This is a genomic window from Luteimonas sp. MJ250, assembly GCF_039548455.1.
Lineage (GTDB): Bacteria > Pseudomonadota > Gammaproteobacteria > Xanthomonadales > Xanthomonadaceae > Luteimonas.
In genome coordinates, this window is record NZ_JBCLVB010000001.1 from 51772 (window position 1) to 61847 (window position 10076).

General features: G+C 71.8%; 7 protein-coding genes and 1 pseudogene. 6 read left to right on the forward strand and 2 right to left on the reverse strand.

All coding sequences use genetic code 11. The annotated features are described in order from the left end of the window. Nucleotides 1–13: 13 nt before the first annotated feature. The 3 genes from WCE37_RS00205 to WCE37_RS00215 are packed head-to-tail and all read left to right on the forward strand — an operon-like array spanning nt 14 to nt 3377. Nucleotides 14–1069 carry a homoserine O-succinyltransferase gene (locus tag WCE37_RS00205; RefSeq protein ID WP_343277611.1) on the forward strand — a complete coding sequence of 352 codons (1056 nt, stop codon included), beginning with the start codon at nt 14–16 and terminating at the stop codon, nt 1067–1069. Then, nucleotides 1066–2274, forward strand: coding sequence for an O-succinylhomoserine (thiol)-lyase (locus WCE37_RS00210; protein WP_343277612.1), 1209 nt, complete (start codon nt 1066–1068; stop codon nt 2272–2274). Before WCE37_RS00205 ends, WCE37_RS00210 begins: the two co-directional genes overlap by 4 nt. Next, nucleotides 2271–3377, forward strand: a complete 1107-nt coding sequence (locus tag WCE37_RS00215; RefSeq protein ID WP_343255708.1) for a homoserine dehydrogenase — start codon at nt 2271–2273, stop codon at nt 3375–3377. The genes WCE37_RS00210 and WCE37_RS00215 overlap by 4 nt, the downstream gene beginning before the upstream one ends. A 97-nt stretch (nt 3378–3474) precedes the next feature. Here WCE37_RS00215 and WCE37_RS00220 read toward each other — a convergent pair whose 3' ends face one another. Next, on the reverse strand, nt 3475–4857 hold the full coding sequence (locus tag WCE37_RS00220; protein ID WP_343277613.1) for an L-serine ammonia-lyase: 1383 nt from the start codon (nt 4855–4857) through the stop codon (nt 3475–3477). Nucleotides 4858–4948: 91 nt separating this feature from the next. Between WCE37_RS00220 and WCE37_RS00225 the strand changes: the two genes are divergently transcribed. Further along, nucleotides 4949–5176 (forward strand): glutaredoxin family protein, encoded by a 228-nt coding sequence (locus WCE37_RS00225; protein ID WP_343255706.1) that lies wholly within the window; start codon nt 4949–4951, stop codon nt 5174–5176. A gap of 39 nt (nt 5177–5215) precedes the next feature. Here the strand turns inward: WCE37_RS00225 and WCE37_RS00230 are convergent, their stop codons facing one another. Next, nucleotides 5216–5869, reverse strand: a complete 654-nt coding sequence (locus WCE37_RS00230) for a YceI family protein (protein WP_343277614.1) — start codon at nt 5867–5869, stop codon at nt 5216–5218. Between the two features lie 187 nt (nt 5870–6056). Here WCE37_RS00230 and WCE37_RS00235 point away from each other — a divergent pair, with 187 nt between their 5' ends. Together WCE37_RS00235 and WCE37_RS00240 are read left to right on the forward strand one after the other, a co-directional pair. Beyond that, nucleotides 6057–9620 (forward strand): two-component regulator propeller domain-containing protein, encoded by a 3564-nt coding sequence (locus tag WCE37_RS00235; RefSeq protein ID WP_343277615.1) that lies wholly within the window; start codon nt 6057–6059, stop codon nt 9618–9620. Further along, nucleotides 9620–10076: pseudogene (locus tag WCE37_RS00240) on the forward strand (hypothetical protein); the annotation flags it as partial. The gene WCE37_RS00235 and the pseudogene WCE37_RS00240, both read left to right, overlap by 1 nt.

The following is a 10076-nucleotide window of genomic DNA, read 5'->3' on the forward strand; positions in this document are numbered from 1 at the left end:
CACGGATATCGCCATGAGCCTCGAAGACTGCATCGCCCCTTCCGCCACGCGTGCCGCAGCGTTCCCCATCGCCCACGAACCGCCGGCTCTTCCCACGGCGAGCTGCGACGGCCATGTCGCCATGCGCTGCGAGATCGACGTGGTGCTGGCGATGCGCCACGCCGGTGCCCGCCGCCTGCGCCTGGCCTGGGAACTGCTTGGACCCGAAGGCGCGCCGGTGGTGCTGGTGTCTGGCGGGATCTCAGCCGGGCGCCACCTCGTGGCCAGCGCCGCATTCCCGCAACGCGGCTGGGCCGAGTCCACGGTCGGCAACGGCCGCGCCCTTGATCCGACGCGCCTGCGCCTGCTCGCCTTCGACCATGTCGGCGCCGACGGTGGCCTCGACGCGGTGATCGACACCGCCGACCAGGCCGATGCGGCGGCGGTGCTGCTCGACGTGCTCGGCATCGCGCGGCTGCGTGCATTCGTCGGCTATTCCTACGGCGCCGCGGTCGCATTGCAGTTCGCCGCGCGGCACGGCGGACGCCTGCAGCGTGTGGTCGCGGTCAGCGGTGCGCACCGAGCGCATCCCTGGGCCGCGGCGGGGCGCGCGCTGCAGCGCAAGGCGGTGGCGCTGGGCGGGCTGCAGTGTGCGGAAGGCCAGGGGCTCGCGCTGGCGCGGCAGTTCGCGATGCTCGGCTATCGCAGTGGCGACGGGTTCGCCGAGCGCTTCGGCGCGCCGGCCGAGGTGGTCAACGGACGCGTCAGGGTCGCGTCCGAGGATTACCTCGACGCCGCAGGCGTGCGCTTTGTCGCGAGCACGCCGGCGGTCGCCTGGCAGCGATTGTCGGAGTCGCTCGACCTGCACCGCGTGGCCCCCTCGGACGTCCGCGTGCCGGTGACCGTGGTGGCGGTCGAGGGCGACCCGCTGGTGCCGCTGTCCGAAGCGGTGGCATTGGTGGAAGGCCTCGGCGGCCCGGCCAATCTGCGCGTGCTGCGTTCGCCGCACGGCCATGACGCCTTCCTCAAGGATGATGGCCGCATCGACGCGATCCTGCGCACCGCGCTGGACACGGAGGTGTCGGCATGAGCGGGCGCGATCACGGCCAGGGCGAAGCCACCCGCGCCGTGCGCGCGGGCATCGACCGCGACCCGGCGTTTGGCGCCGTGGTGCCGCCGCTGGTGCTGTCGTCGAACTTCAGCTTCGAAGGCATCGGCGGCAAGCGCGAGTACGACTACACCCGCAGCGGCAACCCCACCCGCGACCTGCTTGGCGCGGCGCTGGCCGATCTCGAAGGCGGCGCCGGCGGCGTGGTGACCTCCAGCGGCATGGCTGCGATCACCCTGCTGCTGCACGCGCTGCTCGGGCCCGGCGACCGCCTGGTGGTGCCGCACGATGCCTATGGCGGCAGCTGGCGCTTGTTCGACGCACTCGCGCGCAAGGGCCATTTCGAACTGGTCACCGCCGACCTGACCGATCCGCGTGCGCTGGCCGAAGCCCTGGCGACGAAGCCGAAGCTGGTGCTGGTCGAGACGCCCTCCAATCCGCTGCTGCGGATCACCGACCTGCGCTTCGTGATCGAGGCCGCGCATCGCGCCGAGGCCCTGGTCGCGGTCGACAACACCTTCCTGTCACCGGCGCTGCAGCAGCCGATCGCCTTCGGCGCCGACGCCGTGCTGCATTCGACCACCAAGTACATCAACGGCCACAGCGATGTGGTCGGCGGCGCGGTGGTGGCCGCGACGCCCGAGCTGCACGAATGCTTCAGCTGGTGGGCGAACGCGCTGGGCATCACCGGTGCGCCGTTCGACAGCTTCCTCACCCTGCGCGGCCTGCGCACGCTGGATGCGCGCCTGCGCGTGCACCAGGAAAACGCCGAGGCCATCGCGCGCCAGCTTGACGGCCACCCGGCGGTGGCGCGCGTGTATTGGCCAGGCCTGGAGTCGCACCCGGGTCACGCCGTGGCGGCGCGCCAGCAGAAGGGCTTCGGCGCCATGCTGAGCGTGGAGCTGGAGGGCGGCGAGGACGCCGTGCGTGCCTTCATCGATGGCCTGGGCTGCTTCACCCTGGCCGAATCGCTGGGCGGCGTGGAAAGCCTGGTCGCGCATCCAGCCACGATGACCCATGCTGCGATGACGCCCGGGGCGCGGGAGAAGGCCGGCATCGGCGACGGACTCCTGCGCCTGTCGGTGGGCATCGAGGCGCTCGATGACCTGCGGGCCGACCTGGATGCCGCGCTCGAACGCGCCCAGGTCGTGCTGGCGGCGGCCACCTGCCTGAGGGCGGACGCATGAGCGCCGTCATCCGGTTCCCGCTGGCCGTCCGCGACCGCGGGCAAGCCTTGCGTGCTCCGCAGCCGGAGCCCCGCCTCGCCCTGCTGGGCACGGGCACCGTGGGCAGCGCCTTCGTCGAGCGCTGTGAACGCCTGCGCGCACAGGGCGCCCGCCTTCCCGCGTTCGCATGGCTGTCGAACACGCGCTCGGTGCGCGAAGGCGGCGCGCGCCCGCTTGAAGCACTCGCGGAACTGGGTGCCGCAGCGCCCGTACGTCGCGGCGCCTGGACGCCCAGGGTCGAAAGCGAGGGCCTGCGTCCGGGCGACGTGGTGGTTGATGCCACCGCCGACGACAGCGTGGCCGGCTGGCACAGCGAATGGCTGGCGCGCGGCATCCACGTGGTGACCGCCAACAAGCTCGGCAACGGCGGAGACCTGGCGCGGGCGCAGGCGATCGTGGAGGCGCAGCACGGGGGCGGTGCGCGCTATGGCGACAGCGCCACCGTGGGCGCCGGGCTGCCGCTGCTGCGCTCGATCCGCGAGCTGGTGGCCGGCGGCGACCGGATCCGCGCCGTCGAGGGCGTGCTGTCGGGTTCGCTGGCCTGGCTGTTTGACCGCCACGACGGATCGCGGCCGTTCTCGGCCCTGGTGCGCGAGGCGCGTGAACTGGGCTATGCCGAACCCGATCCTCGCACCGACCTCTCGGGCGAGGACGTGAAGCGGAAGCTGCTGATCCTTGCGCGCGCGGCCGGGCTGGCGCTCGAGGCGGGGCAGGTGCGCGTGGATTCGCTGCTCACCGATGCCCTGGCGTCGGCACCAGGGGACGAAGTGGACGCACTGCTGCCTTCGCTCGACGCGGCCCTGCACGCGCGTTTCCGCCAGGCCGCTGCCGACGGCGCGCGGCTGCGCTTCGTCGCCCGTTTCGACGCCGAAGGCGCGAGGGTGGGTCTGGACGCACTTCCGGCTTCGCACCCGCTGGGCGCTGGCGGCGGCACCGACAACATCGTCGCGATCGCCAGCTGTCGCTACGCGCACCAGCCGCTGGTGATCCGCGGGCCGGGGGCGGGTGCGGGCGTCACCGCGGCGGCGCTGCTGGACGACGTGCTGGCCATCGTCCATCGCTGAGCAGGTCCGATGAACCGTGCAGCCGTTCAGCCGGCGGTGCGCCGTCCGCCGTGGACAGCGCCTGCGGGGCCAGGACGGCAGGCAACAGTCGGAACGCTCAGCACTCGATGACGTTCACCGCCAGGCCACCGCGCGAAGTTTCCTTGTACTTGTCCTGCATGTCGCGGCCGGTGTCGCGCATGGTCTTGATGACCTCGTCCAGGGTCACCTTGTGCTTGCCGTCGCCGCGCATGGCCATGCGCGAGGCGTTGATCGCCTTCACCGCGCCCATGGCGTTGCGCTCGATGCAGGGGATCTGTACCAGGCCGCCGATCGGGTCACAGGTCAGGCCAAGGTTGTGTTCCATGCCGATCTCGGCCGCGTTCTCGATCTGGCTCGGGGTGCCGCCAAGCGCCGCGGTCAGTCCCGCCGCGGCCATCGAACACGCCACGCCGACCTCGCCCTGGCAGCCGACCTCGGCGCCGGAAATCGAGGCGTTCTCCTTGTAGAGGATGCCGACCGCGGCGGCGGTGAGCAGGTAGTCGAACATGCCCTGCTCGCTGGCGCCGGGGCAGAAGCGCTCGTAATAGCGCATCACCGCGGGCAGGATGCCGGCGGCGCCGTTGGTTGGCGCGGTCACCACGCGGCCCCCGGCGGCGTTCTCCTCGTTCACCGCCAGCGCGTACAGATTGACCCAGTCGAGCACGGTCAGCGGGTCGCGTATTCCGGCCTCGGGGCGCTCGGACAGCTCGGCGTACAGCGCCGGCGCGCGGCGCGACACGCGCAGGCCGCCGGGCAGGGTGCCGCCGTTGGCGATGCCGCGCTGGATGCAGGACTGCATGGCGTCGTGGATCTCGCGCAGGCCCGCGCGCACCTCATCCTCGCTGCGCCAGCAGGTCTCGTTGGCCATCATCAGCTGGGCGATGCTCAGTCCGTGCTCCTGTGCCTGCGCCAGCAGCTCGCGGCCGCTGTTGAAGGGGTAGGGCACCGGCGTGGTGTCGGCGACGATGCGGTCTTCGGCGGCCTCGTCCTGGTTGACCACGAAGCCGCCGCCCACGGAGTAGTAGTCGCGGGTGGCGATCACGTCCTCGCTGGCGTCGTAGGCGGTGAAGCGCATGCCGTTGGTGTGGTGCGGCAGCTTCTGGCGCTTGTTCATCACCAGGTCGCGCTTCTCGTTGAAAGCAACCACGTGGCGGCCGAGGAGCCTGACCTGCTTTTCGCCGCGGATGCGTTCGAGCGCGGCGGGGATGATGTCGGGCTCGATGCTGTTGGGATGCTGGCCTTCCAGGCCCATCAGCACGGCCTTGTCGGTGCCGTGGCCACGGCCGGTCAGGGCCAGCGAACCGAACACCTCGGCGCGGATGCGGGCGACGTCCTGCAGGCGGCCGGATTCGTCGAGCCAATGTTCGACGAAGCGCGCGGCGGCACGCATCGGGCCGACGGTATGCGAGGAGCTCGGCCCGATGCCGATCTTGTAGAGGTCGAACGTGCTGACGGCCATGGCATCCCGAAGCGGCTGGGTGTATTGCCTATGATAGCCGTCGCCGCGCACGGACCCGTGCGCCGGCGTACCGGAAGCGAGACCCTGCCGCATGCCCCTGATCCTGTTCCAGCGCGACGACTGCCACCTCTGCGACCTCGCCCTGGAGGTGCTGGCCGCGGCGCGGGTCCCGGAGTTCGAGAGCGTGTTCATCGACGGCGACGAGGCGCTGGAGGCCCGGTATGGCGAGCGCGTGCCGGTGCTGCGCGACGATGGCGGGGGCCGCGAGCTGGACTGGCCGTTTGATCATCGCGGCCTTGAAGGGTTTTTGCCTGGTTGAAAGGCCCCGGGTCGGGGCTTGCCGAAGAGGGCGGCGCTGTCAGCGGGTGGCTTCGAGTTCTATCCGCACGTCGACCGCGTCGCCGATCATGGAGTCCCATGCGGTGCTGCCGAAGTCCGCGCGGCTCAGCCTGGCGGTGGCCGAAAACCCGACGGTGTGGCGGAACGGCGGCAGCGGATAGCGGCGCTCTGCGTTGCGGACGGCATCAAGCACCACCTCCCGGGTGGTGCCGCGCAGCGTGAGCTGGCCGTGGATGCGGGCGCGCCCGGCACCCAGCACTTCGATGCGCGTGGAATGGAAGGCCGCGACCGGGTGCCGCCCGGTGTCGAGCAGTCCGCGCGCGGCGACCGCGCGGTTCCATGCGGCATCGCCGAAATCCAGCTGCGCGAGCGGGATCGCGACCTCCACCTGTGCGCCTTCCCAGGACCCGGGCACCAGCTGCAGCGTGCCGGTGGTTCCCGACACCGTGGCGACGGCTTTCGAGAATCCGGCGTGGTCGACCGCGATCACGATTCGCGTGTGCACCGGGTCCAGCGTGTAGGCGTGGGCCCCGGGATGCGGCGCCGGAGCAGGATCGGGGAGCACGCGGACGGAGCCGGTCGCCGGGTCGACCGCCGGCGACGCGCCGGCCACCGACGCATCGCGCGATGGGACCTGCGCGCACGCGCAGGCCAGCGCGCAGAGCGCGGCCACTGCCGCGGATCGTAGGCCGGGTCGCTGGTGGATGGCAGGCATGGCGTCACCCGGATGTGGCCGCACGGACCGGTGGCCCGATTCTAGGCAGCTCCGGCGCGTGGCGAAACTTGCGCCAGCGCGCGGCCATTGCGAGGATGCCCCGGGGTCGATCGGTGCGCGGCGCACCGTGGACATGGGGAGTTCGATGCGGGCTTGGGCAAGGGGCTGGTGGCTGTGCCTGCTATCGCTGCTTGCGGGTGCGGCCGCTGCCAGCGTGCCGCAGCTGCCGCAGCCGCGGCAGGTCAGCGTGATCGACGGCCTGCCGTCCAATCGCGTCAATGCCATCGCCGAGGACCGGCAGGGCTATCTCTGGATCGCGACCCGCGACGGCCTGGCGCGTTACGACGGCGTCGGCTTCCGCATCTGGCGCGTTGGCGACGGGCTGCGTGACAACTTCGTGTGGTCGGTGCACGTCGACACCCGGGACAGGGTGTGGATCGGCACGGCATCGTCGGGCCTGGCGATGCTCGACGTCGACCGCGAGCATTTCACCTGGTACGACCGTGAAACGCAGCCGGAGATGGCCAGCAACGACATCTGGTCGATCAACGGCACGCCCGATGGCGACATCTGGTTCGGCAGCTCGGGAGGCGGCCTGCACCGGCTGTCAGCGGACGGTGTGCTGCGGCGCTACCAGCGCGATCCCGATGATGCCTCCAGCCTGCCCTCGGATGGCGTTTCGCACCTCATCGTGGACCGCAGCGACGGCACCCTGTGGGTCGGGACCAAGGGTGGCGTCGCGCGCTGGAACGGACGCGGCTTCGATCGGTTGCCATCGGAAATGCTTGGCACGCAGATGGTCGACGGGATGGCCATCGACGCCGCCGGCAGCCTGTGGATGGGCATCCACGGCGGCGGCATGGCACGCCACGCCGACGGTCGCCTGGAACCCCTGCCATGGACCGACCCGATACTCGGCGAGCTGGCGCTCAACATGCTCATCCAGGACTCGCGGGGCGCGCGCTGGCTGGATACCCGCAGCGGGCTGGCCTGGGTCCATGAAGGACATGTCCGGAACGTGCCGCTGTACAGCACCACCAGCCGCGGGCTGGTGCGTCCGGCCTGGTCGAGCGCCTACGAGGATCGCGAAGGCGGGTTGTGGTTCGCCAGCTCCGACTCGGGCCTGTGGCACCTGCCGGCCAACTGGCGGAACTTCACCGTGCTGCAGCGGCGCCTCGGCGATCCGTCCTCGCCGGCCAACGCCTTCGTCTACAGTGCCGCGCCGGCGTCGCCGGCGTCGCCGGACACGGGCAGCGGGCTGTGGCTGGTCGGCAGCGGTGGCACGCTCGACCACCTGTCGCCTGGCACCGGGGTGATCGAACACCGGCTGGCGGCGGCCTGCGGCGCGCTGTTCATCACCGGGGTGATCGAGGCCGCCGATGGCGGCGTCTGGCTCGGTTGCCAGGACCAGCTGGTGCGCTTCGACCCGGACAGCCGCAACGTGCGCCGCTGGCGTGCCGACGGCAGCCCGGATGCGGCGCCGCCGGGGCGCATTGCCCAGTTCGTCGAACAGCGCGACGGCAGCCTGTGGCTGGCGAGCCACCAGAGCATCCAGGTGCGCGATGCCGAGGGCACGGTGCTGGATACCATCCATCGCGGCGACGATCGCGGACTGGCCGCGTCGACCCTTGTCGAGCACATGGTGCACGCGCCGGACGGCGGGGTCTGGCTGGCCACCACCGGGGGTCTGCTCGCCTGGAACGACGGCACGGCGCGGTTCGAGCGCGTACCGGGTGCACCGGAGGCGGCGCTCTACAGCATCGCCTTCGATGGCGACGGCGTGGCATGGCTGGCCGGCTACGGCGAGCTCGGCGCCTACACCTGGGACGGCGGCGCGCTGGCCCCGCTGCGTACGTTCGGTGCGGCCGAGGGCCTGCCGGTGGTCGCGCCGGGCGGGGTGATGGTGGACGATGCCGGCGTGGTCTGGCTGACCACGGTGCGCGGCCTGGTGCGCATCGATCCGGAGAGCGGCCAGCTTCGCGTCTACGGCGTGCACGACGGACTGCCCAGCCACGAATTCAGCGAGTATCCCGTGCTGGCCTCGGCCCAGGGTTACGTCGCCGCCGGTACCGCCGACGGCCTGCTGCTGTTCCAGCCGGGCCTGGTGCAATGGAGCCAGCGCACGCCGACGCTTGCGATCGAATCGGTGGACCTGAGGCGCGGCGACGAGCGCATCGTCATGCCGCCGCACGCCGCGATTGCGCTGCGCCACGACGACCGCGACCTGCGGGTGGTCGCGCGCCTGCTGTCGTTCACCGATGCCCATGCCCACCGATACCGCTTCCGCCTCGACGGCTACGACCCCGGCTGGGTCGAAACCGGCGCCAGCGGCGAGCGCATTTTCGCGCGGCTGGCGCCGGGCAGCTACCGGCTCAGCGTCCAGGCGCGCACCGCGGACCAGCAGTGGACGCCCGTGCAGGACCTGCAGCTGCGCGTGGAACCGCCATGGTGGCAGGCCCCCTGGGCGGTGGTGGCGTTCGCGACCCTGGGCGCGCTGCTGCTGCTGTGGGTCGTGCATGGCTACCGGCATCGCCTGAAGCGGCGGCACGCCTGGCAGCTCAACGAGCAGAAGCGCGAACTCGCCGAGCACGCGTCACAGGCCAAGACGCGCTTCCTGGCCACCCTGGGCCACGAGGTGCGCACGCCGATGACCGGCGTGCTGGGCATGAGCGAACTGCTGCTGGGAACGTCACTGGACACGCGCCAGCGCAGCTATGCCGACGCCATCCGCCGCGCCGGCGAGCACCTCATGCGACTGGTCAACGATGCCCTGGACCTTGCGCGGATCGAATCCGGGAAGCTGGAGCTCGTGCTTCAGCCCTTCGATCTGGTCAGCCTGCTGGAGGACGTCGGCGGCCTCGTCGAGCCGATGGCCCGGCAGCGCGGTCTCCGCTTCCGCTGCCACGTCGATGCGGACACGCCGCGCTGGCTGCTCGGCGATGCCGGGCGCGTGCGCCAGATCCTGCTGAACCTGCTCGGCAACGCAGTGAAGTTCACCGAAGCCGGAAGCGTCTCGCTGCAGGCCGCGCCGATCGCCTCCGGAGGCGTGCGCCTGGTGGTGTCGGACACCGGCCCCGGGCTCAACGAGGAGCAGCAGGCGCACCTGTTCCGCCGCTTCGAGCAGGCCGAGGGCGCGCGCACCGCCGCGCGCTATGGCGGCAGCGGCCTGGGCCTGGCGATCTGCCGGGAGCTGGCGATGGCGATGAAGGGGCGGATCGAACTCGACAGCACGCCGGGGCAGGGCACGGACTTCACCGTGGACCTGCCGCTGCCGGATGCGGCGCCGCCGGTGACGCCGATCGCCGATGCCGCACCGTCCACGCCGCGGGACGCGCAGCTGCCGCTGTCGCTGCTCCTGGTCGAGGACGATCCCACCGTCGCGCGCGTGATCGCCGGGCTCCTGCGTGCGCAGGGACACGAGGTGGTGCAGGTACCACACGGACTGGCGGCGCTCGCCGAGGTGGCGGGCACGTCGTTCGACATGGCGCTGCTGGACCTGGACCTGCCCGGCATCACCGGCCTGGCGCTGGCCAGCCAGCTGCGGGCGCGCGGGTTCGCCGCACCGCTGCTGGCGGTCACCGCGCGCGCCGACGCCGAGGCCGAGCCGCTTGCGCGGGAGGCCGGCTTCGACGGCTTCCTGCGCAAGCCGGTGACCGGCGCGATCCTGGCCGGTGCGATCACACGCTTGCGGAACAGGGAGGGGGATTGATGGCGGTATGGGAGGGGAAGCGCGGGCTGGCATGCGCCGACCGCATGTACTTCGTGAAGGGTCGTTACAGCGTTGCCGCGCAGGCCATGGCGCGCGACGAGGTGCGCGCCATGCTGGAGGCATTCGTCGCCGCGATGCTGCGCGACACGTATATCGGCAGCACCGGCGGCTGCTGGTCGCCGCTGGCCATCGAGGTGCTGCCCGCGGACGCCCCGGCACCGGCGGATGCCGGCCTCTCGATTACGTCGGATGGCGGCAACGGGGCCTGGGCGGTGGGCGGACGCGTCCTGGCGCGTGATCCGGCGAGTGCCGAAGCGCAGGTGCTGGCCGTGCTCGCAATGGGCATGGACGGCCGCGCGTACCCCGGCTGCGTCGACGCCGAGCCGCACAATCCCGGGGGGGGGGGGGGGGAGGGGGGGGGGGGGGTGGAAGACCGAGAGCCCAACAACAAGAGCA

What these genes read in the sequence shown, in the direction of transcription:
- WCE37_RS00205 (WP_343277611.1), top strand. Translation starts at nt 14, where the DNA reads ATGAGCCTCGAAGACTGCATCGCCCCTTCCGCCACGCGTGCCGCAGCG.
- WCE37_RS00210 (WP_343277612.1), top strand. Translation starts at nt 1,066, where the DNA reads ATGAGCGGGCGCGATCACGGCCAGGGCGAAGCCACCCGCGCCGTGCGC.
- WCE37_RS00215 (WP_343255708.1), top strand. Translation starts at nt 2,271, where the DNA reads ATGAGCGCCGTCATCCGGTTCCCGCTGGCCGTCCGCGACCGCGGGCAA.
- WCE37_RS00220 (WP_343277613.1), bottom strand. Translation starts at nt 4,857, where the DNA reads ATGGCCGTCAGCACGTTCGACCTCTACAAGATCGGCATCGGGCCGAGC.
- WCE37_RS00225 (WP_343255706.1), top strand. Translation starts at nt 4,949, where the DNA reads ATGCCCCTGATCCTGTTCCAGCGCGACGACTGCCACCTCTGCGACCTC.
- WCE37_RS00235 (WP_343277615.1), top strand. Translation starts at nt 6,057, where the DNA reads ATGCGGGCTTGGGCAAGGGGCTGGTGGCTGTGCCTGCTATCGCTGCTT.